We start from the raw sequence: 26,595 nt of genomic DNA, 5'->3' as shown, positions 1-26,595 counted from the left end.
GGCCCTCATCACCCTTCTGGTGGCCGGAATTTCCGGATGCACCGTTTTCGTGCGGCTCCAGCGGTGGACAATAGGGGCATGAGCCAGCAGGGGGAGAGGCACGACGGGGCCTCCGGCCAGGAGGACGACTGGTGGGGTCAGCTGTACGACGACTCCGCTCATGACACGGGTCCGGCCGAGGCGGCCGACACCCTCGACGACAGGTTCGCCTCGGCGGTCTCCGCGGCGGCGGGCGAGGCCGTAACCGATCCCGCACCCGCCCCCGGGGCGGCCCCGGAGGCACCGCCCCCGGATGCCCAGGACCGGCGGGGTGGAGCGGGCGCCGGGCCTGAATCAGGCGAACCGTTCACCCCGCGCGAACCGCTTCCCGCGCGCGAACCGCTCAGCCCACGCGAACCGCTCACCCCGCGCGAACCGCTTCCCGCGCGCGAACCGCTCACCCCACGCGAACCGTTCACTCCACGGGGCATCGCTCCCTGGGAACCCCCCGCCGCGCCCACGGGCCCGGTCACCTTCCCGGCGGGGCCCGCGAAGCCCCCCGGCGACCCCAGCCGCACCACCGCCGTGCCCGCGCCTCGCACGCCCGAGGAGTCTGCGGTTCCGGAACAGCAGGCACCTGCCCCGGTGGAACCGGAGCCGTCCGTGGCGCCGGACCCCGTGGCCGCCGCCGTCTCGTACGTGGGGGACGGCCCGCCCACCTACGACGCCGAGCCCACGGTCCTGCCCACCGCCGACCCGGACGACCTCGGCGACCTCGTCGCCGACACCGTCCTGGACGGAGCCCGCTACGGCACCTCCACGCTCCGCGCCGTCTCCGTGCGCGGGGACTCCGCCCGCTATCGGGGCGAGCCGCGGCGCGACTCGCTGCTCACCGCGCGCTTCGGGACCGGGGAGAGCGCCCTGGTCCTGGTGGCCATGGCCACCGGCGCGCGGGCCACCCCGGGCGCCCATCGCGCCGCCGCCGAGGCCTGCGCGTGGATCGGGCGGGCCGTGGGCCGCAGTCACCAGCGGCTTTCCGAGGACATCCGGGCCGCCCGGCGCGGCGACCTCAAGAGCGGCCTGCACCGGCTCACCGACCGCAGCCTCGGCAAGCTCCGCGCGCACGCCGTCGACCTCGGCATCGAACCCGAGGAGTACGCGGCGTCCCTGCGGTGTCTCCTCCTGCCGGCCGACCCCGAGTGCCGCACCCGCGTCTTCTTCGGTGTCGGCGGCGGCGGACTCTTCCGGCTCAGGGACGGCGCGTGGCAGGACATCGAGCCGCACGTCAGCGACTCCACGAATGACGCGGGCCCCCCGGTCGTCGGGTTCGGTTCCGTGCCTCCGGAGACCCCCGACGGCGATCGGCTCACCATGGACATGGGCATCATCACGCCCCCGAGTCCGTACGAGCCCGCCCCCGAGCCGCCACCCCGCGAACCCTTCCGCTTCCGCGCCTCCGTAGCCCGCCCGGGTGATGCCCTGATGCTCTGCAGCGGCGGTCTCGCCGAGCCTCTGCGCGGCGAGCCCGATCTCGCCGCTCACCTCACGCAGCGGTGGGCCAAGAGCGGTCCGCCGGGCCTCGCGACCTTCCTCGCGGACATCCAGGTCAGGGTCAAGGGGTACGCGGACGACCGGACGGCGGCCACCGTTTGGGAGGCGTGAGCGCCCGCCCTGTGAATTCATGGACCCAAGAGAGTCAAGGGGACTGAAGGGTTCGTGAAGCCATGGCCAAGCAGAACGTCGCCGAACAGTTCGTCGACATCCTCCACCGCGCCGGTGTGCGCCGCATGTACGGAGTCGTGGGCGACAGCCTCAACCCGGTCGTGGACGCGATCAGGCGTACCAAGGGCGTCGAGTGGGTGCAGGTCAGGCACGAGGAGACGGCGGCCTTCGCGGCGGGCGCCGAGGCCCAGATCGCCGGGAGCCTCGCCGTCTGCGCCGGTTCCTGCGGCCCCGGCAACCTCCACCTGATCAACGGCCTGTACGACGCCCACCGCTCCATGGCGCCCGTCCTCGCCCTCGCCTCGCACATCCCGTCGAGTGAGATCGGCCTCGGGTTCTTCCAGGAGACCCACCCCGACCGGCTCTTCCAGGACTGCAGTCACTACAGCGAGATGATCTCCAGCCCGAAGCAGATGCCGCGGCTGCTGCAGAGCGCCATCCAGCACGCGATCGGGCAGTCGGGCGTCAGCGTCGTCACACTGCCCGGAGACATCGCCGACGAGCCCGCCCCGGACAAGGCACCCGAGAGCGCCCTCGTCACCTCGCGCCCCACGGTGCGCCCCGGCGACACGGAGATCGACAAGCTCGCCGCGATGATCGACGAGGCCGACAAGGTCACCCTCTTCTGCGGCAGCGGCACGGCCGGCGCGCACGCCGAGGTCATGGAGTTCGCCGAGAAGATCAAGTCGCCGGTGGGCCACGCCCTGCGCGGCAAGGAATGGATTCAGTACGACAACCCCTTCGACGTGGGCATGAGCGGTCTCCTCGGTTACGGCGCCGCGTACGAGGCCACCCACGAGTGCGATCTGCTCATCCTGCTCGGCACGGACTTCCCGTACAACGCCTTCCTGCCCGATGACGTCAAGATCGTCCAGGTCGACGTGCGGCCCGAACGCCTCGGCCGCCGCTCGAAGTTGGACCTCGCCGTCTGGGGCGACGTACGCGAGACATTGCGCTGTCTCACCCCGCGCGTCACACCCAAGACCAACCGCAAGTTCCTCGACAAGATGCTGAAGAAGCACGCGGACGCGCTCGAAGGCGTCATCAAGGCCTACACGCGCAAGGTCGAGAAGCACATCCCGATCCACCCCGAGTACGTGGCGTCCGTCGTCGACGAACTCGCCGCCGACGACGCGGTGTTCACCGTCGACACGGGCATGTGCAACGTCTGGGCGGCCCGCTACATCTCCCCGAACGGCAAGCGGCGCATCATCGGCTCCTTCAGCCACGGCTCCATGGCCAACGCGCTGCCGCAGGCGATCGGCGCCCAGTTCACCGACCGCAAGCGCCAGGTCATCTCCATGTCGGGCGACGGCGGATTCTCCATGCTGATGGGGGACTTCCTCACGCTCGTCCAGTACGACCTGCCAGTGAAGATCGTCCTGTTCAACAACTCCTCTCTGGGAATGGTCGAGTTGGAGATGCTGGTGGCCGGGCTCCCTTCGTTCGGCACGGCCAACCACAACCCCGACTTCGCCGCCGTGGCCCGCGCCGCCGGTGCCTACGGCGTGCGCGTCGAGAAGCCCAAGCAGCTCGTGGGCGCCCTGAAGGACGCCTTCTCGCACAAGGGCCCCGCCCTCGTCGACATCGTCACGGACCCGAACGCCCTCTCCATCCCGCCCAAGATCAGCTCCGAGATGGTGACCGGCTTCGCGCTCTCCGCCAGCAAGATCGTCCTGGACGGCGGCGTCGGCCGCATGGTCCAGATGGCACGCTCCAACCTGCGGAACGTGCCACGCCCCTGACGTCGGATCAGGCCGCTCAGGCGGGCCTGAGCCGCAGCGTCACGATCTGGAACGGCCGCAGCGCGAGCACGAGCCCCGCGTCGTCGGCGTGGGCCGGTTCGAGCGGGCGCTCCAGGAGATCGGCCACCTCGGCCGTGCTCACCGCGAACGACGTGGTGAGCACGGCCGCCGCGCGCCCGCCCCGCGACTCGTACAGACGCACCACGACGTCGCCGCTCCCGTCGTCGGCGAGCTTCACCGACTCCACGGTCACCGCCGGATTGTCGACGCTCACCAGGGAAGGCAGCACGGGCGCGGCGGCCACCCGCAACGGCAGGTTCAGCGCGAGCCCCTCCTGGACCGCGTCACCCGTCGTCGCACCGGGCAGCAGCGCGTACGTGAACCGGTGCACGCCCAGGTCCGTCTCCGGGTCCGGGCTGTGCGGGGCGCGGAGCAGCGTGAGGCGCACGGTGGTGCCGAGCCCGTCGCCGTGCGGCGCGCGCGTCACGTCATGGCCGTACGTCGAGTCGTTGAGCACCGCCACCCCGTACGCGTCCTCGGCGACCCGCAGCCACCGGTGCGCGCAGATCTCGAAACGGGCCGCGTCCCAGCCGGTGTTGGCGTGCGTGGAGCGGTGCACGTGCCCGAACTGGATCTCGGCGGCGGACCGTTCGGCGTGCACGTCAAGGGGGAAGGCGGCCTTGAGCACCTTCTCCGACTCCCGCCAGTCGACCTCCGTGACGACGTCGACGCGACGGCTGCCCGCCGCGAGGCGGATCTCCTGGGTGATCCGCGAATCCCCGAAGGCCCGCACCACACGGACGGCGACCCGCAGCGGGCCGTCCTCGACCAGCTCCACGGACTCGGCGTCCGTGAGGTCGGTGTGCGTGTTGCGGTAGTGCTTGTCGAGATCCCACGCGTCGTAGTGCGTCGGGTGGTCGGGGTGCAGCTGGAGGAGGTTGCCGCGCGAGCCGGGGGAGAGGACCTCGCGGTGCGCGTCGACGTCGTGCACGGAGGTCAGCAGGCCGTCCGCGTCGATCGCGACCTGGAGATGCTCGTTCAGCAACTTGATCTCGCCGTCGGCCAGGAGAGCGGTGGCGCCGGTCTCCCGTGTGTACGAGGCGGCCTCTTCGAGGTTCGTGCTGCCCAGGGCCGGGACGTTGACGTGCACCAGGGCGCCCTCGTCGGTCGTGACGACCTCACTGCGCGCGTACGGCGACGCGTTGAGCGCGGCGGGTCCTCCCGCGCCGAGGGAACGGACCGCCGACGCGGTGATCCCATCCAGCTCGGCGAGCACGCGCTCGTAGGTGTCGCGGGCCTCCCGGTGCACCCACGCGATCGACGACCCCGGCAGGATGTCGTGGAACTGGTGCAGGAGCACCGTCTTCCAGAGCCGGTCGAGGGTCGCATAGGGGTAGACGTACGAGGGGTCGCGCACCGCGGCGGCGGTGCACCACAACTCGGCCTCGCGCAGGGCGTGTTCGGTGCGGCGGTTGCCGCGCTTGGTCGCCGCCTGTGTCGTGTACGTCGCGCGGTGCAGCTCCAGATAGAGCTCACCGGACCAGACCGGCGCCTTGGCCCCGTACTCCTCCTCGGCGGCGGCGAAGAATGCCGAAGGCCGCTCGATCTCGACGCGCGGCGAACCCTCCAGGGAGCGCAACCGCCGTGCCTTCTCCAGCATTTCGCGGGTGGGGCCGCCGCCGCCGTCGCCCCAGCCGAACGGCACCAGGGAGCGGGACGCGCGGCCCTTCTCGGTGAAGTTCCGCTCCGCGTGGGCGAGTTCGGCGCCGTGGATCTGGGAGTTGTAGGTGTCCACGGGAGGGAAGTGCGTGAAGACGCGGGTGCCGTCGATGCCCTCCCACCAGAAGGTGTGGTGCGGCATCTTGTTGGACTGGTTCCAGCTCAGCTTCTGGGTGAGGAACCAGCGGACGCCCGCGAGCTTCGCCAGCTGCGGGAACGCCGCCGTGTAGCCGAAGGAGTCCGGCAGCCAGATCTCCTCCGTCCGAACCCCCAGCTCCTCGCGGAAGAACCGCATCCCGTGCGTGATCTGCCGGGCAAGGGCCTCGCCGCCCGGCATGTTGGCGTCCGACTCGACCCACATGGAGCCCACCGGCGCCCAATTGCCGTCCGCGACGGCCTTCTTGATGCGCTCCCAGATGTGCGGCTGGTGCTCCTTGACCCAGGCGTACTGCTGGGCCTGTGAGCAGGCGAAGACCAGCTCGGGATAGTCCTTTGCGAGAGCCGTCACATTGGCAAAGGTGCGGGATGCCTTGCGCACCGTCTCGCGCAGCGGCCACAGCCAGGCCGAGTCGATGTGGGCGTGCCCGGTGGCCGACACCCGGTGCGCGCTGCCGTGCGCGGGGCTCGCGAGGACCTCCGTCAGCTCGGCGCGGGCGGCTGCCGCCGTGCCCGACACGTCGTGCAGATCGAGCGCGTCGAGCGCCCGCTCCAGGGCGCGCAGGATCTCGTGGCGCCGCGGACGGGCGGCGTCCAGTTCGTACATCAGCTCCGAGAGGACCTCGATGTCCAGGGTCAACTGCCAGACGTCCTCGTCCAGTACGGCGAGATCGGCAGACGCGAATCGGTAGATGGTGCCATCGCCAGCGGTCAGTACGTCGCCCAGGGGCGTCGGTTCGAAGTCGTGCAGGACCGCTGGGTTGGCCGCCGCCTCCAGGAGGAGGTGGACGGGCTCACCGCCCTGCGCGGCGGCCGCCACGGTGATGTGCCGGTTGCGCGGGTGAATGCCCTTGAGGGGGACGCCCGCCGCGTCGTACACCAGACCCTCCGCCTGGAAACCGGGCCCGTCGCCGGTGAAGCCGGGGTCGACGACCACCTCCACATGGCGCCCGCGCCAGGCGTCGGGCACCTGTCCGCGCAGCCGGAACCAACTCGTTGACCAGGGCTTTCCCCACTCGGTGCCCGTCTCGAAGGGTTCGTACGAGGCGTCGAGAGCCTCGGCGACGGGGACGGGCTCGCCCGGCGCGTGCCAGACGGAGAGGGCGAGCGGCACGCGGTCCGCGTACTGGGCGGGGCGGATGAACTGCCTCAGGGCGCGCTCCAGGCGTCCCTCGACCAGCAGTCGGTCGTCGTGCACGGCGGCTCCTCGGAATGCTCGGGCCGGCCCGGTGCGGCTCGATCGGGCTCGGTCGGGATCAATCAGAAACGGTCCACCGCTTCACTTCCCCGCCGGGCTCGGGTGCACCCACGCCAAAGGTTGATGGTTGGACATGAGTGCCGCCAACCGGGTGGGGCATGCATTCCGTGAGGGTGTTCGAGAAGGAAGGATCTGACTCGTTTGTGGGCGGGGGTCATGACAAGGCAGGTAAGAGGGGGCGGTCCCATTCATCTCGGGACTTCTTCGCCGAAAGCAAGGGACGAGCCGACCGACAGCAAACCGGTGGAGCCTCATCGGGCTCAACTCCGGCGCAGATTGGGCCGATCAGACCTGCGAGCGGTGCCCGAAGTAAGGGGCGCGCTGCGTGAAATGCTCCGGCCCTGGGGGAGGCCCGGAAGATCCGAGACAGCCGAGCTGCTGACCAGCGAGCTGGTCACCAACGCACTGGTGCACACCGACCATGACGCCATCCTGACGGCGACCCTGCGGCCCGGCAGGCTGCGGGTGGAGGTCAGGGACTTCGTGGGGCGACACCCGAAGCTGAACGTGCCGAACGCCGACGACAGCACGCACGGCCGGGGTCTGCTGCTCGTGCAATCCCTCGCGGACGCGTGGGGTGTGCGGGCGCACGGGGTCGGGAAGGTGGTGTGGTTCGAGCTGGACGGCGGCCCGGCATGAGCAAGGCCGCCGGTCAACTCCCGTCCCACGCTGCTGACATCAGCCGAACTGCTGCTCCAGATCCTTGAGCTTCTGCTCCAGGGAGTCGAGCCGTGGCAGCGTCTGGGTGTCGTCCTCGGCCGTGAGGTCGACGGTGACGGGTTCAGTGCCGCCCTTCACGGCCTGGAGAGAGGGGCGGGAGCGCAGCGGCAGCTGTTCCTGCGGCTGCGCCGCTATGACGGGGTCCGTGCCGACCTGCGCGGCGCCGGCGGCAGGCGCGACCGCCGGCAGATCGACCTGGCGTCCTGTGCCGCGGCCGGGAAGGCTGCGATGGCCGCGGCTGATCGCCTTGAGCTGCGCACGCTCCAGCTTCTCCCGGCCCCGCCTGGTGATCCGGGTGCGCTCCTTCTCGCGCCGGTCCTCGCGGACCTCCTCGACCGCCTCGTCCAGGGTGCGTACGCCTTCGAGGAGCATCAGCGACCAGGCGCCGAAGGTCTCCCGGGGCGCGCGCAGCCACCGCACGATCCGGATCTGCGGCAACGGCCGCGGCACCAAGCCCTGTTCGCGCAGTGCCGCACGGCGTGTCTGCTTCAGCGCGCGGTCGAAGAGCACCGCCGCCGAAAGCGACATCCCCGCGAAGAACTGCGGGGCGCCCGCGTGGCCGAGCCCCCTGGGCGCGTGCACCCAGTTGAACCAGGCGGCCGCGCCCGCGAACGTCCACACCAGGAGGCGCGAGCCGAGGGCCGCGTCACCGTGGCTCGCCTCGCGCACCGCGAGCACGGAGCAGAACATCGCCGCGCCGTCGAGCCCGAACGGGACCAGGTACTCCCAGCCGCCGGTGAGGTTGAGGTTCTGCCGGCCGAAGCCGACCAGGCCGTGGAAGGAGAGTGCGGCGGCGACCGCCGCACAGCAGAACAGCAGAACGTACGAGGCCGTTCCATAGATGGCTTCCTTGCGCCTGCGGCGCTCCTCGCTGCGTTCCCAGGAGTCGTCGCTGGAGGCACCGGCGGCCGCCTTCTGCCCGGCGCGCTTGCCGCGTGCGAGTACCGCCACCGCCACCAGCATGCCCAGGAGCAGGACGCAGCCCGGAAGCAGCCAGTCCAGCGATATGTCGGTCAGTCTCATCTGGGGTCCCTTGCGTCGCGGTAGGGCGTTCGGGCGCCATAGTGACCCAATCCCGATGGCCCCCAGAGGGGTTTTCGGGCAAGAGAACGCCTAGGGGGGTGCAAAGGGGTGCGGCGCGCGCCGTTTTGCTCGAACTCAGGCCTAGGCGAGGGGAGTTGAGTTCGATTAAACGAACACGAAAGGGTGGTTCAAGGGGGAGAGGCTGCGGTTTCGGGGCCGGACGGCGTTCAGGTCAGGCTGCCGCGGCGGCGCTCAGCCTCTCGACACGCTCCGCGTCGCAGGTGCGCGGACAGGTCACACAGGTGTCATCGGGGCGCAGCGTGTAGAACATGCAGCAGCTCGCCCGGTCCCGTGTCGGCAGGGACTCGCCGTTCGGCCCCCTCAGCTCACGGAACCCCGCCGTCCCCACGTACGGCTTGGTGGCGCCCGGAAGCAGTCGCTCGAGATCGGCCGTGGCGCGCTGCTCCTCGCCGAGGAGATGGGCGATGTACCAGAGTCCCTCGACGATCTCGTCCGTGGCGACGGACCACAGGGCGCGCGAGCGGCGCCGCATCCGGGGCCCGAAGGCGTCGAGGAGCGGTCCCAGGTGCTCGGCGACGGCGGCCCGCACCTCCGCGCGCAGGGCCTCCTCGTCCGGCACCACGTGCGCGCCGGGGAGCGAGGCCGCCGGATCCCCGGGCAGACAGGCGAAGCCCGTGCTGCGGACGGCCAGGCGGCCGAGGGTGCGCTGGAAGGAGACGTTCTGCACGGGATAGCGGGGCACGCGGCGGTGCAGGAACCACGGCATGGTGATCAGGAGCGTGGCCGGCCAGGCGTAGCGGTGCAGCGCGAAGCCGGCGATGACGTCCGGGCGTCCGGCCTGTCCGTAGTCCTTCCGTACCTGCGCGTCGTCCCACGCCAGGAAAGCGTCGAGGTCGGCCCCGCCCTCCGCGAGCCGGGAAGCGGTGACCCAACCGCCTCCCTGTGGGGCCTGCTCCTCGTCGCCGAGCTCGGTCACGCGCAGTCCGGGGAACACCTCGTTGAGGCGTACGTAGGCGTCCGCGAGGGCGCTCGGGGCGCGCTTCGCCAAGGCGGGAACGGACATACGGGGACCACCGAATCGCGATCGATTACAGGTAAGCCTAACCTTACCCGGAATGATCGAGGTTTCAACTGCGGGGCTGTCCGCCTATGGTGCCTCTCGTACCTTTCGGACCGAGTGGACTTTGGGGTGGACCTCGTGGAGCAGGCCAGAGCGCATGACGCGTACCGCCTCGCCGTCCGTGTACCGGAGCAGGTGCGGGCCTCGTCGGCCCGCGGTGAGCACACGCACGGGGAAGCGCCGGTGCCGGTGGTGCCCGCGCCCCGCAAGACGGTGCAGCGCAACTCGGTCCGCGGCCAGATCCTGGACGCCCTGCGGGCCGCGCTCGTCGGGGGCGACCTCGCGCCGGGCGAGGTGTACTCGGCGCCCGTGCTCGGCGAGCGCTTCGGGGTCTCGGCGACTCCCGTGCGCGAGGCCATGCAGCAGCTGGCGATCGAGGGAGCGGTCCAGGTCGTACCGAACCGCGGCTTCCGGGTCACCGAGCGCAGCGCGCACGAGCTGGGGGAGCTGGCGGAGGTGCGGGCACTGATCGAGGTCCCGGTGATGCTGCGGCTCGCCCGTACGGTGCCCGCGGCGCGGTGGTGCGAGCTGCGGCCGCTCGCGGAGGCGAGTGTGGTGGCGGCGGCGGGCGGTGACCTGGCGCGGTACGCGGAGGCGGACCGGGCCTTTCACGGCGCGGTCCTCGCCTTCTCGGGGAACCAGCAGCTGGTTCAGGTGGCGGACGATCTGCACCGCCGGTCGCAGTGGCCCTTGGTGAGCGGGCCCGTGCACGGCCGCCGGGCGGATCTCGTCGCCGACGCGGCGGAGCACATGGCTCTGCTCGAGGCCTTGGTGGTGCAGGACTTGGGGGTCGTGCAGGCCCTGGTGAGGGAGCACTTCGCGGGGGCGGGGGGCTGAAGGATCCGCTGGACCGGAGCCTTGCTTGCCGTCATCACCGGCTCCGCCGAGTTCGTCCTCAGTCGCCGGACGGGCTGAACATCAGCCCGTCCGGCGATCGAGGGCATCTTGTCGGGGGTTCAGGGGGCGGAGCCCCATGGTTTCGGGAAGGGGCGGGGTGGGGGAAAGTCCCGCAGGGCCCGCCCGAACCTCACGCCGCCGGCGCCGGCGGCGACAAATGGTGGGCCAGCCAGGACGGCACCCCACCCATCAACCGGAACAGTCGCGCCGCTTCGGCCCGGAGGCGGCCCGCCTCAGGCTCCGGCTCCGCGTCAGCCAAAGCGGCCAGCGCAGGCGCCGTCCCCACCAAGTACCCCAGCTCCTCCCGGATCCGCAGCGACTCCGCGAACCCGTGCCGCGCCTCCGCCAACTCCCCCTCCCGCAGGGCGAGTCCGGCCAGGTGGTGCCATGTGAAGGACAGCAACAAGGCGTCCCCGTGCGCCGTCGCCCCCGCGTGCGCCCGCCGGTAGGCGGCCCGCGCCGCCTGGGGCGAGTCCGCGATGTGCTCGGCGATCAGGCCCCGGCGGAAGTCCAGGAGAGGGCGCCCCGAAGCATTCGGGGCGAGCAGCGCCGCCGCCCGCCCCAGCGCCGTACGCGCCTCGTCCGCCCGGTCCCGCACCGCGAGGACCGTGGACGCGTACGCCAGCTGACCGCGTTCGCACGCCGCGGCCCCGCGGTCGTCGTCCTCCACGGCGAGCGCCTCGGCCGTACGCAGTCCGTCCTCCGCCTCGGCCCAGCCGTCCCCCGTGAACAGGCACCGCTCCACCAGGAGTGACGTTCTCTGGAGAGCCGCCGCAGGACCCCCTCGCGTGGCGAGCAGCGCGGCCGCGTCGGTCCAACAGCCGCGCGAGCGCAGCCGCCATACCGCGGTCTGGAGTGGATCGTCCCCTGCAGTCGTTCCGGAACCAGACATGGCGGTATGCGCCACGTTGCCCTCCCCGAGCACGCCATTGAGCTGTTGAGTCGTGGGCGCATCTCAGCATGGATCGGCTCATCCGGCCAAGGGGCTGGGTGAAAGAATTCACAAAGGGCTTGCCATGAAAGGGGTTTGACCGAGGCCGCCGGGTCAGCTCATCCGCAGTGCCAGGAAGAAATCCAGCTTGTCCTCGAGGCGCGAAAGGTCACGACCCGTCAACTGCTCGATACGGCCCACCCGGTAGCGCAACGTGTTGACGTGCAGGTGCAGCCGGGCCGCACACCGCGTCCACGAGCCGTCGCAGTCGAGGAAGGCCTCAAGGGTCGGGACCAGCTCCGCCCGGTGGCGCCGGTCGTAGTCCCGCAGCGGGTCCAGGAGACGGGCCGTGAACGCCTTGCGCACGTCGTCCGGGACGAAGGGCAGCAGCAGGACGTGCGAGGCCAGCTCCTGGTGACCCGCAGCGCAGACCCGCCCCGGACGCGCCGCCGCGACCCGGCGGGCGTGCCGCGCCTCCTCCAGGGCGCCGCGCAGACCCTCCGCCGAGTGCACGGACGCGCTGACGCCGAGCGTGAGGCGGCCGTCGCCGTCGAGGCCCGCCGACAGCGGGTCGCGGACGGACTCCAGGAGTGAATCGGCAAGGAGGCCCGTCTCCGAGCCGTCGTGCTCCGAGGAGACAGCGGGCAGCGGCACGAGCGCGATCGCCTCGTCACCCGTATGGGCCACCGCGATGCGGTCGGACGGCTCGGGGCCCGCCGACAGGGGGTCGACGAGGATCTCTTCCAGGAGGGACTGGGCCACGGGGCCGCCCTCGATCTCGCCGCCCTCCCACTCGACGCGGGCCACCACGACCTGCCAGTGCGGTGCGGCGCCCAGACCCGGAAGCAGTACGGGGGCCGCGACCCGCAGGCGCGCGGCGATCTCCGCGGGGGCCGCGCCCGTCTGGACCAGTTCGAGGACCTCCTGGGCCAGTCGGCGCCGCACCGTGCGGGCGGCGTCGCGCCGGTCGCGCTCCACCGCGATCAGCTGGGTGACGCCCTGCAGCAGGTCGAGCCGCTCCTCGGGCCAGTCGCCCGCGTCGGCCTCGACCGCGAGGAACCAGTCCGAGAGGACCGTCTCGCGCACGTCGCGCAGGGCCGCCGTGCTCGCCGCGGACGCCGCCGACGCGGAAACCGGACCGCGCCCGCTGCTCCGAATGGGGAACAGGGAGTATGTCGTGCCCTCCACCTGGGCCCGGTGCGGCCCCCGCCGCCCCGTGCGGGCCGCGGCCAGGTGCTCGGCGGCCAGGCGCGCGCACACCGGCGTGGGCAGGGCCGGGCCCGCCGCGCTGGATCCCGCGATGGCGCGGCCCGCGGGGGACAGGACCCACGCCCGCAGGTCCAGGTCGGAGCCGAGCAGGTCGAGGACGACGTCGGGGCCGCCGCCGGTCGGGCCCGAGGTCATCAGGCGGCGGTGCCGGTCGACGACGGCCGCCAGATCGCCGGCCCGCTCGCCGGAGACCTGGCGGACGACGTGCTCCGTGATCGTCGCGAAGGCGACCGATTCGTTGACGGCGAACAGCGGCAGGCGGTGCCGCGCGCAGGCCTCCACGATGTCGTCCGGGACATCGCCCAGCTCGGCCTCGCCCGCGGCGAGTGCCGCGACGCCCGCGCTCGCGAGGATGCGTACGAAGGGTTCCGTGTCCGAGGCGTCGCGGCGCCAGGCCAGGCCCGTCAGGACCAGCTCGCCGCCCGCGAGGTACCGGCTGGGGTCGCGCAGGTCCGTGGTCATCACACCGCGCACGGTGCGGTCGAGCTCTTCCTCACCGCCGAGCAGCCGCAGGCCCAGCGCGTCGGTGTCAAGGAGTGCGCGCAGCCGCATGGTGGTCGCCGCCGATCTTGTCTCGAATGGGATGTACAGACAGTTCAGGTGTGTCGACTCTGTGTTGCCGATGGTCGACTCGGGCCCTCGTGTCCTGGGGTGCCTCCGGGTTCCAGGGGGAATCCGCGAGGTTGCTGAGACCCGTTCTTCATACGAATCTACAAGACGCGCGGCTTGGCCAGCCAACTCCTTCATGGTTTCGGTGACTGACCCCACCGGACGACGGGGCGGTGTACTTGCCCCACTCCGCGTTAACAGCACATGAACGAGCAGTCGAGAGGCCTTCGGTCCGGCTTGGCTGGATCGCCTCGAAGAACGACCCACGATACGAAGAAGAGAGCCTCATGGACTTCCTTCGCCCCGCCAGCTGGGAGGAGGCGCTCGCCGCCAAGGCCGAGCACCCCACCGCTGTGCCGATTGCAGGTGGCACCGATGTGATGGTCGAGATCAACTTCGACCACCGTCGTCCCGAGTACCTGCTTGACCTCAACCGCATCGCCGAGCTGCGCGAGTGGGCGGTGGGCGAGGAGACGGTCCAGCTGGGCGCCTCGGTTCCGTACACCCAGATCATGGAGGAGCTGCGCACGGAGCTCCCCGGTCTCGCGCTGGCCTCGCACACGGTCGCGTCCCCGCAGATCCGCAACCGCGGCGGCGTCGGCGGCAACCTCGGCTGCGCATCGCCCGCCGGTGACGCCCACCCGGCGCTGCTCTCGTCGGGCGCCGACGTCGAGGTCGAGTCGCAGGCCCGTGGTGCGCGTCTGATCCCGATCGACGAGTTCTACAAGGGCGTCAAGCGCAACGCCCTGGAGCAGGACGAGCTGATCAAGGCCATCCACATCCCCAAGGCGGACGGCCCCCAGCAGTTCTCCAAGGTCGGCACCCGCAACGCCATGGTCATCGCGGTCTGCGCCTTCGGCCTCGCGCTGCACCCCGCGACCCGCACGGTCCGCACCGGCATCGGCTCGGCGGCACCGACCCCGATCCGTGCCAAGGCGGCAGAGGAATTCCTGAACGCGGCCCTCGAAGAGGGTGGCTTCTGGGACAACGGCAAGATCATCACCCCCTCCATCGCGAAGCAGTTCGCGCAGCTCGCGTCGGGCGCCTGCAACCCGATCGACGACGTGCGCGGGACGGCCAACTACCGCCGCCACGCGGTCGGTGTCATGGCCCGCCGCACGCTGATGTGGACCTGGGAGTCGTACCGCGGCGAAGGCCGCAAGCTTGAAGGGGCGGCGTAACCATGCGCGTCAATTTCACTGTCAACGGCCGTCAGCAGGAAGCCGACGACGTCTGGGAGGGCGAGAGCCTTCTGTACGTCCTGCGCGAGCGCATGGGCCTGCCCGGTTCCAAGAACGCCTGCGAGCAGGGCGAGTGCGGTTCCTGCACCGTCCGCCTCGACGGCGTACCGGTGTGCTCTTGTCTGGTCGCGGCCGGTCAGGTCCAGGGCCGTGAGGTCGTCACCGTCGAGGGCCTCGCGGACTACGCCAAGCACCGCGAGGACTCCCACCCGGGCGGCGCCTGCGGCTCCGTCTGCGGCGGCACCAGCCTCCAGGAAGCCCGCCAGTGGCAGGCGAAAGGCACCGACGGCCAGACCGGCGAGGGCGGCGAACTCTCCCCGATCCAGCAGGCGTTCATCGACGCCGGCGCCGTCCAGTGCGGTTTCTGTACCCCCGGTCTCCTCGTCGCTGCCGATGAGCTGCTCGAGCGCAACGCGTCGCCGTCGGACGCCGACATCCGTGAGGCGCTCTCCGGCAACCTCTGCCGCTGCACCGGTTACGAGAAGATCCTGGACGCGGTCCGCCTGGCGGCCGCCCGTCAGGAAGAGACGGTCTGATCATGGCTGGAACCACCACGGGTACGCCCTCCAAGACCACCACGGGCGCGCCCACCAACGTCACCCAGAAGCACAACAAGGGCGGCATCGGCGAGTCCACGCTGCGCCCGGACGGCACTCTGAAGGTCACCGGCGAGTTCGCCTACTCCTCGGACATGTGGCACGAGGACATGCTCTGGGGCCAGACGCTCCGCAGCACCGTCGCGCACGCCGAGATCGTGTCGATCGACACGGTCGAGGCGCTCAAGACGCCGGGTGTCTACGCCGTTCTGACGTACGACGACCTGCCGGCCGAGATGAAGAACTACGGCCTGGAGATCCAGGACACCCCGGTCCTCGCCCACGGCAAGGTCCGGCACCACGGTGAGCCGGTCGCCCTCGTGGCCGCCGACCACCCGGAGACCGCACGCCGCGCCGCCGCGAAGATCGTGGTCGAGTACAGGGAACTGCCCGTCATCACCGACGAGGCATCGGCGACCGCTCCGGACGCCGTCCTCGTGCACGAGGGCCGCAGCGACGAGTACATCGAGCACGTCCCGCACGCGAACATCGTGCACAACCAGCCGATCGTCCGCGGCAACGCCGAAGAGGCGGCCAAGAAGGCCGACTTCGTCGTCAAGGGCGAGTACACCTTCGGCATGCAGGACCAGGCCTTCCTCGGCCCGGAGTCCGGCCTCGCCGTACCGGCCGAGGACGGCGGCGTCGACCTGTACGTCGCCACCCAGTGGCTGCACTCGGACCTCGAACAGATCGCCCCCGTCCTCGGCCTGCCCGAGGAGAAGGTGCGCATGACGCTCTCCGGCGTCGGCGGTGCGTTCGGTGGCCGCGAGGACATCTCGATGCAGATCCACGCCTGCCTCCTGGCGCTGCGCACCGGCAAGCCGGTCAAGATCGTCTACAACCGGTTCGAGTCCTTCTTCGGCCATGTGCACCGCCACCCGGCGAAGCTCTACTACGAGCACGGCGCCACCAAGGACGGCAAGCTCACGCACATGAAGTGCAAGATCGTCCTGGACGGCGGCGCCTACGCGTCCGCTTCCCCGGCGGTCGTGGGCAACGCCTCGTCCCTGTCGGTCGGTCCGTACGTGGTCGAGGACGTCGACATCGAGGCGATCGCCCTCTACACGAACAACCCGCCGTGCGGCGCGATGCGCGGCTTCGGCGCCGTCCAGGCCTGCTTCGCGTACGAGGCCCAGATGGACAAGCTCGCCGACAAGGTGGGCATGGACCGGGTCGAGTTCCGCCAGCTCAACGCCATGGAGCAGGGCACGCTCCTGCCGACCGGACAGCCGGTCGACTCGCCGGCCCCGGTCGCCGAGATCCTGCGTCGCGTCAAGGCCCGTCCGCTGCCGCCCGAGCGCCAGTGGGAGTCCAGTGAGGGCGCGGACGTCCGCGCGCTGCCCGGCGGACTCTCCAACACCACGCACGGCGAAGGCGTCGTCCGCGGCGTCGGCTACGCGGTCGGCATCAAGAACGTCGGCTTCTCCGAGGGCTTCGACGACTACTCCACCGCCAAGGTGCGCATGGAGGTCATCAACGGCGAGCCGGTCGCGACCGTGCACACCGCGATGGCTGAGGTCGGCCAGGGCGGCATCACCGTCCACGCGCAGATCGCCCGCACCGAGCTCGGCGTCCAGCAGGTGACCATCCACCCCGCCGACACCCAGGTGGGCAGCGCCGGTTCGACGTCCGCGTCCCGTCAGACGTACGTCACCGGTGGCGCGGTCAAGAACTCCTGCGAGCTCGTCCGCGAGAAGGTCCTGGAGATCGGCCGCCGCAAGTACGGCTCGTACCACCCGGCGTGGGCCACCGCCGAACTCCTCCTGGAGGGCGGCAAGGTCGTCACCGACGGCGGCGAGGCCCTCGCGGACCTCGCCGAGCTGCTCGAAGGCGAGAGCGTCGAGGTCGAGGCCGAGTGGCGGCACCGTCCGACCGTGGCCTTCGACAAGAAGACCGGTCAGGGCAACGGCCACGTCCAGTACTCGTTCGCCGCGCACCGCGCGGTCGTCGAGGTGGACACCGAGCTCGGCCTGGTCAAGGTCATCGAACTGGCCACCGCCCAGGACGTCGGCAAGGCGCTCAACCCGCTCTCCGTGGTCGGCCAGATCCAGGGTGGCACCACCCAGGGCCTGGGTGTCGCGGTGATGGAAGAGATCATCGTCGACCCGAAGACCGCGAAGGTGCGCAACCCTTCCTTCACGGACTACCTCATCCCGACCATCCTCGACACGCCGACCATCCCGGTCGACGTGCTCGAACTGGCCGACCCGAACGCGCCCTACGGCCTGCGCGGCATGGGCGAGGCCCCGACTCTCTCGTCGACCCCGGCCGTCCTCGCGGCGATCCGGAATGCGACGGGCCTGGAGCTGAACAAGACGCCGGTACGTCCGGAACACCTGACTGGTACGTGACCGGCATCTGATCCCAAGATCTCTCCGGGCGGCGTGTGCCTCCCATGGAACGTCACACTTCCCGTCGCGCGCGCCGCCCGGAGAACCCCAGTACCGCACCGCTCGCGGTCATCGCAGTACCTGAGCAGTACCCACGCAGCACCCACGCTCTTCGGAGCCCCAGTTCGTCTCGGGCCGTCCCCCGGGTCGTGCAGCCAAACGCACCATCCCAAATCCCGCAGTCTCCACAGGCCCGACCCCCTTTTCGACCAGCCTGTTGCGGGTGCCCCTATGAACCTTGGGAGTTAGGCACCATGACCCAGCAGTCAACGGAGCCGAAGACCACGGCAGAGGACGCGGGCAACGGCTCACGCGTCCCGGCCGGCAGGTCCTGGCTCGACCGCTATTTCCACATAACCCAGAGAGGATCGACGGTCGGTCGGGAGGTGCGTGGCGGCGTCACCACCTTCATGGCGATGGCCTACATCATCCTTCTGAACCCCGTGATCCTCTCGGTCCCCGACGCCACGGGACACCGGCTCGACGGTGATCAGCTGACCACCGCCACCGTCTTCGCGGCGGCCGCCACCACCATCGTCATGGGGCTCCTCGGCAATGTGCCGCTGGCCCTCGCGGCGGGACTCAGTGTCTCCGCCGTCATGGCCTTCCAGGTCGCCCCGGAGATGACCTGGGGCAATGCGATGGCGATGTGCCTCATCTACGGCGCCATCATCATCCTGCTTGTCCTCACCGGCCTGCGGTCCCTGATCATGGACGCGATTCCCCTGGCGCTGAAGCACGCCATCACCATGGGCATCGGCATGTTCGTCACGCTGATCGGTCTGGTCCAGGCGGGCTTCGTCACCTCCATGCCGTCCAAGCACGGCGACATGTACTCGAAGCCGATCCAGCTGGGCGTCGACGACAAGCTCATGGGCTGGCCCGTCCTCTGCTTCGCCGTCACCGTCCTGCTGATCTTCCTGCTCCAGGTCCGCAAGGTCCCCGGCGCGATCCTCATCGGCATCGTCGGCGGCACCGTCTTCGCCGCGATCGTCCACCAGCTCGCGGGCATGAGCCCCAAGGACTGGGGCCTGAACGCTCCGGAGCTGGGCGGCTCCATCGTCTCGTCGCCCGACTTCGGCCTCTTCGGTGAGGTGTCCTTCAACGGCATCGGCGACATCGGCGCCATCACCGTGGGCGTCATCGTCTTCACCCTGGTGCTCGCCGGCTTCTTCGACGCCATGGGCACCATCATCGGCATCGGCCAGCAGGCCAACCTCGCCGACAAGGACGGCAAGATGCCGGGTCTGAACAAGGCCCTGGCGATCGACGGTGCCGGCGGTGTCGTCGGCGGGTTCGCCGGAGCTTCCGGCCAGACCGTCTTCGTCGAGTCCACCGCGGGCGTCGGCGACGGCGCGCGCACCGGCTTCGCGAGCGTGGTCACCGGCCTCGCCTTCGCGCTGTGCCTCTTCTTCACGCCGCTCGCCCAGCTCATCCCGACCCAGGTCGCCTCGGCCGCCCTCGTCGTCATCGGCGCGATGATGCTGAGCAACGCCCGGCACATCGACTGGACCGACCAGGCCACCGCCATTCCGGTGTTCCTGACCACCGTCCTGATGCCGTTCACGTACTCCATCACGGTGGGTATCGCGGCGGGCGTCATCGCCCACGTCCTCATCAAGGCCGGCCAGGGCAAGGTCCGTGAGATCGGCTGGCTCATGTGGGTGCTCGCGCTCGTGTTCCTCGCCTTCTTCGCGCTCCATCCCATCGAGAACTGGATGGGCGTCAAGTAGCCGCTCATCCTGGTAACCACACACCCGTTAGGAGAACGGACATGCTGGACATCGCCGAAGAGCTGAACCGGTGGGTCGAGCAGGGACGCGACTTCGCCGTCGCCACCGTGGTGGCGGTCGGCGGCAGCGCGCCCCGGCTGCCGGGCGCCGCTCTGGCCGTCGACTCCGACGGCACGGCGATCGGCTCCGTCTCCGGCGGGTGTGTGGAAGGCGCCGTCTACGACCTGTGTCAGCAGGCACTCGAAGACGGCGAGAGCGTGCTCGAACGCTTCGGATACAGCGACGAGGACGCCTTCGCCGTGGGCCTGACCTGCGGCGGCATCATCGACATCCTCGTCACCCCGGTCCGCGCGGACTCCGCCGCGCGGCCGGTACTCGCGTCCGCGATCGCCGCGGCCGCGGCGGGTCGGGCCGCGGCGATCGCCCGGATCACCTCCGGGCCCGCGGAACTCGTGGGCCGCGCCCTTCTCGTACGTGCCGATGCCGATGCCGACGCGGGCTTCGAGGGCGGGCTCGGCGGGCATCCCGAGCTGGACCGCACCGTGGCGGGCGAGGCCCGCGCGATGCTGGACGCCGGGCGCACTGGTACGACGGAGATCGGCGAGGACGGCTCGCGCTGCGGGCAGCCCCTCACGATCCTCGTCGAGTCCAGCGTCCCGCCGCCCCGCATGATCGTGTTCGGCGCGATCGACTTCGCGTCGGCGCTCGTCAGGGTCGGCAAGTTCCTCGGCTACCGCGTGACCGTGTGTGACGCGCGGCCCGTCTTCGCCACGGAGACGCGTTTCCCCGATGCCGACGAGATCGTCGTCGAGTGGCCGCACAAGTACCTTGAGCGGACGGAGGTCGACGGCCGCACCGTGCTGTGCGTCCTGACCCACGACGCCAAGTTCGACGTGCCCCTGCTCGAACTGGCCCTGCGTCTGCCGGTCGCCTACGTGGGCGCGATGGGATCGCGCCGCACGCACGAGGACCGCAACGAGCGGCTGCGCGAAGTGGGCGTCACCGAGCTGGACTTGGCCCGCCTCCACTCGCCCATCGGCCTCGACCTGGGCGCGCGCACCCCGGAGGAGACGGCCCTGTCGATCGCCGCGGAGATCGTCGCCAACCGGCGCGGCGGCAGCGGGGTCTCCCTGACGGGCGCGCACACGCCGATCCACCACGACGGCACGCGGCGTCCCGCGGGGCGGATCGGGTCCGTGGCCTGACGCCCTGTCCGACGCCTTGCCTGACGCCTTGGACCCGCGGCCCGGCGTCCACGGGATCACCTCCCACCCCTGCTACGTTGTGTCACAATATGATCGCTGTGTGACGTAATGGGAGCATGTGTGAAGGTCGCCTGCGTCGGTGGCGGGCCCGCCGCCCTGTATCTCTCGATCCTGCTCAAGCGGCAGGACCCGACCCACGACATCACCGTCCACGAGCGGAACCCCGCCGGGTCGACGTACGGCTGGGGGGTCACCTACTGGGGCGGTCTGCTGGAGAAGCTCCACGCCCGCGACCCCGAGTCCGCCCGCGCCATCAGCGAGCACTCGGTCCGATGGAGCGATGGCGTCGCGCACGTCGGCGACCGCACGACGGTCCACCACGGCGACGAGGGCTTCGGCATCGGGCGCCACAAGCTGCTCGACATCCTCGCCGAGCGGGCCCGATCCCTGGGCGTACGCATCGAGTTCGAGCGGGAGATCACGGACGCGGCCCAGCTGCCCGACGCCGATCTGATCGTGGCGGGCGACGGTGTCGGGAGCGTGCTGCGCGAGCGCCACGCGGACCACTTCGGCGCGCAGATCGCGCGCGGCCGGAACAAGTACATCTGGCTCGGCACCACCAAGGTCTTCGACTCCTTCACCTTCGCCTTCGTGGAGAGCGCGCACGGCTGGATCTGGTGCTACGGCTACCGATTCAGCGACGAGCGCAGCACCTGCGTTATCGAGTGCTCCCCGGAGACCTGGACGGGCCTCGGCCTGCACGAGGCGAGCGAGGCCGACGGTCTGGCCCTCCTGGAGGAGCTCTTCGCGGTGCCGCTGGACGGGCACCGCCTGATCGGCCGCGCGCAGGCCGACGGCAGCGCGCAGTGGCTCAACTTCCGTACGCTGACCAACCGGACGTGGCGCCGCGGCAACGTGGTCCTGCTCGGCGACGCCGCACACACCACGCACTACTCCATCGGCGCGGGCACGACGCTCGCCCTGGAGGACGCGATGGCGCTGGCGGACGCGCTGCGGGGCAGCCGGGCGGAGCTCACCCCCGCCCTCGCGCGCTACGAGCGGGAACGCCGGACCGCCCTTCTCTCCGTCCAGAGCGCGGCCCGCTACAGCGCCCGGTGGTACGAGAACCTGCCGCGCTACATCGGCCTCGACCCGGCCCAGATGTTCGCGCTCCTCGGCCAACGCCACTCACCGCTCCTGCCGCACATCCCGCCGCAGCTGTACTACCGAATCGACCGCGCGGCCGAGCAGTTGGAGCCGCTGCGCAAGATGAAGCGGTGGCTGGGGCCGAGGGTGGCACGGACGCTGCATGGCGTGCACGGGCGGGGGTCCGCGCCGGCTTCGCGCGACTGAGCAACGGGGTCCCCGCCACGGGCTCCCCGCGACCACGCCCGTGGGCCGCGACCCGCTTGCGGCAGGGCGCCATCGCCGGGCAGTTCGACGTCGGCCGCATCGACAAGGACGACAAGGAGCGCCTCGGCTACGGCCACGGGGTGCACTACCGCGTCCACGGTGGGCTCCTTCATCGCGGACGGCTTCGCGTCGATTCCGGTGCGCCTGAGGTGAGTTGGGCGCGGGCTCGCTCTGCTGTGTGAGCGGGCCGGGGTCTGCGCCCCGGTCAAGTGGAGGGGCGCGGCGGGGGAGAGGACACCAGTCCGTCCACCGCCCGCCCGAACATCCACACCGCCGCCCTCACGAGTACCCCGTCGAAGGCCCGCGGCAGCCCCCGCACCCGCAGATCCTCCCGCCAGGCGACCGTCGAACCGTCCCCCGCCCTGGGGGACACCTCGATCTCCGCCCACCCCGTCACGAACGACCCTCGCTTCTCCAGGCGGCACAGGCCCCCGCCCCCGGCGGCAGGGCGCCACGTCACGACCTCCATCACGTCGTCGAACCCGACGGGACCGATCCCGGTGCGGGCGACGAACACCGTCCCCTCCCCGCTGGGCGGCGGCGTCCTGACGGACACCCGCGTCAGCGGGACCACGTCGGCATGCCGCTCCCACGCGGTGAGCCGGCGCCAGACCTCGTCGGCGGGCAGGGACGATTCCCGGTCGATACGGAAGAGAGCCACGCACCGATCCTGCCAGGTCCCGGAGTCGGAACGCGCCTGCCGCGGGCCCGCTAGGGGCGGTAGATCTTCCCGGGCTCCGCCTTGCCCGGCGCGAGCAGCTGAGGGACCGTCACGAAGACGTAGCCGCGCTTCTTCAGCTCGTCGATGATGCCCGGCACCGCGGGCACCGTCCCCTTGTAGATGTCGTGCAGCAGGATGATGCCGTCCCGCTTCGTCTGGTCGATGACGCGCTTCTGGATCAGGGCGGAGTCGTTGGTCGTGTAGTCCTTGGCGGTCACGCTCCACAGGACCTCGGAGAGGCCCTCCTTGCGCGAGATCTCGTTGACGTCGGGGTTGGTGCGGCCCTGCGGCGGGCGCATCAGCGTCGGCTTGTGGCCGATGAGCTTCTCTATCGCCTCGTTGGGCTTGCGCAGTTCCTGGCGCGCCTCTTCCGGAGTGATGTCGGTGAGGATCTTGTGCGACCAGGTGTGGCTCGCCACCTCGTGACCCTCGGCCGCCATGCGCTTCACGAGTTCGGGGTGCTTGGCTATGTGGTTCTTGCCGAGCAGGAAGAAGGTGGCGGGCACCTTCTCCTCCTTGAGGATGTCGAGCAGCCGCGGCGAGTTCTCGCTGGGTCCCGCGTCGAACGTCAGGGCCACGCACTTCGCCTTGCGGCAGTCGACCGTGCCGAGCTTCGCCTGGCTCTTGACGCTCACGGACGCCGCGTCCTTGCGGACGGAGCTCGGCGCCGTGGTGTCCACCTTGGTGCATCCCGTCAGGGCGACGGCCATGACCGCGGAGGTCATGGCCGTCATGGAAGCGGCGCGACGGAACCCTTTGGTGGATCTCTTCATCTTGCTTTTCGCAGCGGACATGCGAGCACTATACATAGCGCGTATACACGCAGTGCATAGAGGGGGTCGCCGAGTCGCGCTCCCGTGGTCGTGTGCCTGCTCTGCCCGCTCTAGCTGGTGGTCACCGGGCCGCCCCCAAGCTCGCTCATCCAGGCCTCCACCGCCGCGGCGCCGCGCGGCAGGCCCGCCGACAGGTTCTCGTTGCCGTCGGCCGTGACGAGGATGTCGTCCTCGATGCGGACCCCGATGCCGCGGTACTCCGCGGGCACGGTGAGGTCGTCCGGCTGGAAGTACAGGCCGGGTTCGACGGTGAGCACCATGCCCTCTTCGAGTACGCCGCCCACGTACTCCTCGGTGCGGGCCTGGGCGCAGTCGTGGACATCGAGGCCGAGCATGTGCCCCGTGCCCGCCATGGTGAAGCGCCGCTGCAGGGCGAGCTCGAAGACCCGCTCCGGGTCGCCTTCGAGGAGGCCCCACTCGACGAGCTTGTGCGCGAGGTACCGCTGCGCGGCGTCGTGGAAGTCGCGGTACGCGGCGCCCGGCTTCACCGCGGCGATGCCCGCCTCCTGGGCTTCGTACACCGCCTCGTAGATCGTGCGCTGGAGCGGGGTGAAGGTGCCGCTGATGGGGAGGGTGCGCGTGACGTCGGCGGTGTAGAGGGTGTGGGTCTCCACGCCCGCGTCCAGGAGCAGGAGTTCACCGGGGCGCACGGGGCCGTCGTTCTGCTCCCAGTGCATGATCGTGGCGTGCTCGCCCGCGGCGCAGATCGAGCCGTAGCCGATGTGGTTGCCCTCCAGGCGGGCGCGGCGGAAGAACGTGCCCTCGATCCAGCGCTCCGATGTGGCGACGGCGGAGGCCAACTCCCTTACGACATCGGTGAATCCGCGGACGGTGGAGTCGACCGCCTTGCGCAGCTCGCCGATCTCCCAGTCGTCCTTGACGAGACGCAGCCCCGAGAGGGCCTCCTCCAACTCGGCGTCGCGCTCCTCGTCGGTCGTCACGGCCGCTTCGAGCGCCGGGTCGTGGCCGCGCACGATGCGGGTCGGCACGTCGGGGGCGGCGGCCAGCTCGGCCGGGGCGTCGCGGACGTCGCGGCAGGGCAGGCCGAGGAGCAGTTCGGACTCGGCGAGGCTGCGCCTGCGGCCCATCCACAGCTCGGCCGTCATGCCGATCCAGAACTCGTTGCTGTCGCGGCTGTCGCGCGGGAGTTGGTAGAGGTGGGCGTCGTGGCCGCGGTCGTGGTCACCGCCGTCGCCGCCGTCGTCTCCTGTGCGCGGTTCGAGTACGAGGGCGCAGTCTCGTGCCTGGTCGCCGGTCATGTGGACGTAGCCGGAGTACGGGCGGAAGGGGTAATGGCTGTCGTTCGAGCGGATCTTGAGCTTCCCCGAGGGGATCACCAGGCGCTCGCCAGGGAACAGCGCGGACAGGGCCGCGCGGCGGCGTGCGGCGTGCGGGGCCTGCTCGGCCGGGCGCAGGTCGCGCTGCTCGGTGTCGGCCCAGCCCGTCCGCATCAGGGCGGAGAGCTCTTCGGATATCTCGGCGTAGAGGCCGTTCTTGCGCGGGTTGGTCTTGGTGGACTTCGCCGGCTTGAGGGGCTTGGTGGGCTTGGTGGGCTTGGCCATGGGGTTCACCTTTTCTGCCCCGTTTCGGGGCTCGTGGCGGAGTGCTCTGTGGCGGTACCGCCAGCGTAGAGACCCTTGGCCCGCAAGGGAACATGTGACATAGTACTGACGTGACAAAGCGGCTGACCTGCGATGTTGTGGTAGTCGGCGCCGGGATGGTGGGCGCCGCCTGCGCCCTGTACGCGGCGCGGGCCGGACTGTCCGTCGTCCTGGTGGACCGGGGTCCGGTGGCCGGCGGCACGACGGGATCCGGTGAGGGCAACCTCCTGGTCTCCGACAAGGAGCCCGGCCCCGAGCTCGAACTCGCCCTCCTTTCAGGGCGGTTGTGGACGGAGCTCGCCTCCGAGTCAGGCGTGGGCGCGAGCATCGAGTTCGAGGCGAAGGGCGGCGTCGTCGTGGCGTCGTCCGGTGAAGGGCTCGCGGCGCTGGGGAAGTTCGCCGCGGGGCAGCGTGAAGCAGGGGTCGACGCGCGGGCCGTGTCATCCTCCGAGCTGCACGAACTGGAGCCGCACCTCGCGCCCGGCACGGCGGGCGGCGTCTTCTATCCGCAGGACTGCCAGGTGATGCCGTCGCTGGCGGCGGCTCAACTGGTGCGTCTGGCGACGGAGTTCGGTGCCTGTCTGCGAACTGGCTGGGCGGTCACTGCCGTGCTGCGGACTGAGGGCGGCGACGTACGCGGGGTGCGCACCGACCGGGGGGAGATCCACGCCCCGTACGTCGTGAACGCGGCGGGCACCTGGGGCGGCGAGGTGGCCGCCCTCGCCGGAGCCCACCTGCCCGTGCTGCCGAGGCGGGGCTTCGTCCTGGTCACGGAGCCGCTACCGCGCATGGTCCGGCACAAGGTGTACGCCGCCGACTACGTGGCCGACGTGGCCAGCGGGTCCGCCGCCCTCCAGACGTCGCCAGTGGTCGAGGGTACGGCCGCGGGGCCGATCCTGATCGGCGCGAGCCGAGAGCGGGTCGGCTTCGACCGCTCCATCTCCCTGCCGGTGCTGCGGGCCCTCGCGGCAGGGGCGACCCGGCTCTTCCCGTTCCTGGAGGGCGTCAGCGCGATGCGCGCGTACGTGGGCTTCCGCCCCTACATGCCGGACCACCTACCCGCCATCGGCCCCGACGCCCGCGTGCCGGGGCTCATCCACGCCTGCGGGCACGAGGGCGCGGGGATCGGCCTCGCGACGGGTACGGGCCACTTGATCGCCCAGGCGTTGACCGGGGCGACCCCGGACCTGGACCTGACCCCGTTCCGCCCGGACCGTTTCGCCGAGGAGACGCCATGAGCAGACGAAACCCCCTGACCCTGGCTCGGGCCCACCCGGGCCCACCGCACACGGTCACGTTCGACGGCCACGAGATTCCGGCGCTACCGGGCCAGACGGTGGCCGCCGCGCTCTGGTCGGCGGGCATCACGTCGTGGCGCAGGACGCGGGGAAGGGGCGAGCCGAGGGGAGTCTTCTGCGGGATCGGCGTCTGCTTCGACTGCCTGGTGGAGGTCAACGGGCGGGCGAATCAACGGGCTTGCCTGGTTCCGGCGGCGCCGGGAGATGTGATCAGGAGCGGCGATGAGAACGTTGCGTGACGGCGGGGGTACGGTACTGGCCCGTCTTGGGGGCGGGGCCGTGCCGGTATGTCCGTCCTCGCTGTCTTCCGGTGACCGTGGGGTTTCTTCGGCGGGGGAGTGTCGCGAGCCGTGCTCCGGGCGGACATACCGGCACGTCCCCTCAGGAGCGCTGCC

At 70.8% G+C, this 26,595-nt stretch carries 21 protein-coding genes; 13 read left to right on the top strand and 8 right to left on the bottom strand.

What is annotated here, in order from left to right; genetic code table 11:
- Window positions 1–78 precede the first annotated feature (78 nt).
- Both AC5P1C_RS00910 and AC5P1C_RS00905 read left to right on the top strand, forming a co-directional pair.
- On the top strand, window positions 79–1,641 hold the full coding sequence (locus tag AC5P1C_RS00910) for a protein phosphatase 2C domain-containing protein (protein WP_493863680.1): 1,563 nt from the start codon (window positions 79–81) through the stop codon (window positions 1,639–1,641).
- Window positions 1,642–1,703: 62 nt separating this feature from the next.
- Window positions 1,704–3,446, top strand: coding sequence for a pyruvate dehydrogenase (locus AC5P1C_RS00905; RefSeq protein WP_493863679.1), 1,743 nt, complete (start codon window positions 1,704–1,706; stop codon window positions 3,444–3,446).
- 16 nt (window positions 3,447–3,462) lie between these two features.
- On the opposite strand, the gene AC5P1C_RS00900 is transcribed toward AC5P1C_RS00905, so the two are convergent.
- Entirely contained in the window at window positions 3,463–6,519 is a 3,057-nt protein-coding gene (locus tag AC5P1C_RS00900; RefSeq protein WP_493863678.1) for an alpha-mannosidase, read from the bottom strand.
- A gap of 216 nt (window positions 6,520–6,735) precedes the next feature.
- On the opposite strand from AC5P1C_RS00900, the gene AC5P1C_RS00895 reads away from it, so the two are divergent.
- Window positions 6,736–7,218, top strand: coding sequence for an ATP-binding protein (locus AC5P1C_RS00895; protein WP_493863677.1), 483 nt, complete (start codon window positions 6,736–6,738; stop codon window positions 7,216–7,218).
- A gap of 39 nt (window positions 7,219–7,257) precedes the next feature.
- On the opposite strand, the gene AC5P1C_RS00890 is transcribed toward AC5P1C_RS00895, so the two are convergent.
- Both AC5P1C_RS00890 and AC5P1C_RS00885 read right to left on the bottom strand, forming a co-directional pair.
- Window positions 7,258–8,322 (bottom strand): DUF2637 domain-containing protein, encoded by a 1,065-nt coding sequence (locus AC5P1C_RS00890; protein WP_493863676.1) that lies wholly within the window; start codon window positions 8,320–8,322, stop codon window positions 7,258–7,260.
- Window positions 8,323–8,554: 232 nt separating this feature from the next.
- Complete coding sequence (locus AC5P1C_RS00885; protein ID WP_493863675.1) at window positions 8,555–9,406, bottom strand: (2Fe-2S)-binding protein; 852 nt, start codon at window positions 9,404–9,406, stop codon at window positions 8,555–8,557.
- 135 nt (window positions 9,407–9,541) lie between these two features.
- Here AC5P1C_RS00885 and AC5P1C_RS00880 point away from each other — a divergent pair, with 135 nt between their 5' ends.
- Window positions 9,542–10,300 carry a GntR family transcriptional regulator gene (locus AC5P1C_RS00880; RefSeq protein WP_493863674.1) on the top strand — a complete coding sequence of 253 codons (759 nt, stop codon included), beginning with the start codon at window positions 9,542–9,544 and terminating at the stop codon, window positions 10,298–10,300.
- Between the two features lie 190 nt (window positions 10,301–10,490).
- Here the strand turns inward: AC5P1C_RS00880 and AC5P1C_RS00875 are convergent, their stop codons facing one another.
- Together AC5P1C_RS00875 and AC5P1C_RS00870 are read right to left on the bottom strand one after the other, a co-directional pair.
- Entirely contained in the window at window positions 10,491–11,252 is a 762-nt protein-coding gene (locus AC5P1C_RS00875; RefSeq protein ID WP_493863673.1) for a hypothetical protein, read from the bottom strand.
- A 153-nt stretch (window positions 11,253–11,405) separates the two neighbouring features.
- Entirely contained in the window at window positions 11,406–13,112 is a 1,707-nt protein-coding gene (locus AC5P1C_RS00870) for a PucR family transcriptional regulator (protein ID WP_493863672.1), read from the bottom strand.
- 344 nt (window positions 13,113–13,456) lie between these two features.
- Here AC5P1C_RS00870 and AC5P1C_RS00865 point away from each other — a divergent pair, with 344 nt between their 5' ends.
- The 7 genes from AC5P1C_RS00865 to AC5P1C_RS00835 all read left to right on the top strand — a co-directional run bounded on the left by AC5P1C_RS00865 (window position 13,457) and on the right by AC5P1C_RS00835 (window position 21,929).
- Window positions 13,457–14,350: an FAD binding domain-containing protein gene (locus tag AC5P1C_RS00865; protein WP_493863671.1), complete on the top strand. Its 894-nt coding sequence runs from the start codon at window positions 13,457–13,459 to the stop codon at window positions 14,348–14,350.
- Window positions 14,351–14,352: 2 nt separating this feature from the next.
- A complete protein-coding gene (locus tag AC5P1C_RS00860) occupies window positions 14,353–14,946 on the top strand; it encodes a (2Fe-2S)-binding protein (protein WP_493863670.1) in 594 nt (197 codons plus the stop codon).
- A 2-nt stretch (window positions 14,947–14,948) separates the two neighbouring features.
- Entirely contained in the window at window positions 14,949–17,357 is a 2,409-nt protein-coding gene (gene pucD, locus AC5P1C_RS00855; protein WP_493863669.1) for a xanthine dehydrogenase subunit D, read from the top strand.
- A 293-nt stretch (window positions 17,358–17,650) separates the two neighbouring features.
- Window positions 17,651–19,129 carry an NCS2 family permease gene (locus tag AC5P1C_RS00850; RefSeq protein ID WP_493863668.1) on the top strand — a complete coding sequence of 493 codons (1,479 nt, stop codon included), beginning with the start codon at window positions 17,651–17,653 and terminating at the stop codon, window positions 19,127–19,129.
- Window positions 19,130–19,170: 41 nt separating this feature from the next.
- Complete coding sequence (locus tag AC5P1C_RS00845; RefSeq protein ID WP_493863667.1) at window positions 19,171–20,334, top strand: XdhC family protein; 1,164 nt, start codon at window positions 19,171–19,173, stop codon at window positions 20,332–20,334.
- Window positions 20,335–20,454: 120 nt separating this feature from the next.
- Window positions 20,455–21,687, top strand: coding sequence for an FAD-dependent monooxygenase (locus AC5P1C_RS00840; RefSeq protein ID WP_493863666.1), 1,233 nt, complete (start codon window positions 20,455–20,457; stop codon window positions 21,685–21,687).
- Between the two features lie 56 nt (window positions 21,688–21,743).
- Window positions 21,744–21,929: a hypothetical protein gene (locus AC5P1C_RS00835; RefSeq protein ID WP_493863665.1), complete on the top strand. Its 186-nt coding sequence runs from the start codon at window positions 21,744–21,746 to the stop codon at window positions 21,927–21,929.
- A 23-nt stretch (window positions 21,930–21,952) separates the two neighbouring features.
- Here AC5P1C_RS00835 and AC5P1C_RS00830 read toward each other — a convergent pair whose 3' ends face one another.
- The 3 genes from AC5P1C_RS00830 to AC5P1C_RS00820 form a co-directional block, all read right to left on the bottom strand.
- Window positions 21,953–22,408 (bottom strand): SRPBCC family protein, encoded by a 456-nt coding sequence (locus AC5P1C_RS00830; RefSeq protein WP_493863664.1) that lies wholly within the window; start codon window positions 22,406–22,408, stop codon window positions 21,953–21,955.
- Window positions 22,409–22,458: 50 nt separating this feature from the next.
- On the bottom strand, window positions 22,459–23,241 hold the full coding sequence (locus AC5P1C_RS00825; RefSeq protein WP_493864013.1) for a polysaccharide deacetylase family protein: 783 nt from the start codon (window positions 23,239–23,241) through the stop codon (window positions 22,459–22,461).
- A 110-nt stretch (window positions 23,242–23,351) separates the two neighbouring features.
- Entirely contained in the window at window positions 23,352–24,863 is a 1,512-nt protein-coding gene (locus AC5P1C_RS00820) for an aminopeptidase P family protein (protein ID WP_493863663.1), read from the bottom strand.
- Window positions 24,864–24,973: 110 nt separating this feature from the next.
- Here AC5P1C_RS00820 and AC5P1C_RS00815 point away from each other — a divergent pair, with 110 nt between their 5' ends.
- Window positions 24,974–26,140, top strand: coding sequence for an NAD(P)/FAD-dependent oxidoreductase (locus tag AC5P1C_RS00815; RefSeq protein ID WP_493863662.1), 1,167 nt, complete (start codon window positions 24,974–24,976; stop codon window positions 26,138–26,140).
- The gene (locus tag AC5P1C_RS00810) at window positions 26,137–26,439 is read left to right on the top strand and encodes a (2Fe-2S)-binding protein (RefSeq protein WP_493863661.1); all 303 of its coding nucleotides are present in this window, start codon (window positions 26,137–26,139) and stop codon (window positions 26,437–26,439) included. The genes AC5P1C_RS00815 and AC5P1C_RS00810 overlap by 4 nt, the downstream gene beginning before the upstream one ends.
- The last annotated feature ends 156 nt before the right edge of the window (window positions 26,440–26,595 follow it).

The organism is Streptomyces sp. A18 (genome assembly GCF_059026065.1).
This window is presented reverse-complemented; position numbering and strand designations above follow the sequence as displayed.